Origin of the sequence: Sphaerisporangium melleum (assembly GCF_014646695.1) — a bacterium.
Classification (GTDB): Bacteria; Actinomycetota; Actinomycetes; order Streptosporangiales; family Streptosporangiaceae; genus Sphaerisporangium; species Sphaerisporangium melleum.
In genome coordinates, this window is the sequence record NZ_BMNT01000099.1 from 3,172 (window position 1) to 3,426 (window position 255).

Sequence of the window (255 nt, forward strand, 5' to 3'; positions counted from 1 at the left end):
AATCCGACAGCACCGACAACCGCTCACCGGCATCCAGCACCGCGAGCCGCTGTACCAGCCCGTCCGCCGTACCGGTGCGCCGTACCTGGGCGCGGGAGCGGGACCGGACGAGCCGTGCGGGGACGAGTAGCGCGCGCTGAGCAGTAAGGCCGATGTCGAACAGGGCGAGCCCTTCCGCCACCGACAGCGGCCTCACCCCCGCCCGCTCCATCCGACGCAGATCAACCTCACCCAACCCACCCGCCATACCGCCAC

The 255-nt window shown here is 71.0% G+C and carries 1 protein-coding gene; it reads right to left on the minus strand.

The window, feature by feature from the left end:
- The coding region (locus IEY93_RS37210) for a hypothetical protein (protein ID WP_229691804.1) at window positions 1-196 on the minus strand (196 nt) is incomplete at its 3' end.
- Window positions 197-255 lie beyond the last annotated feature (59 nt).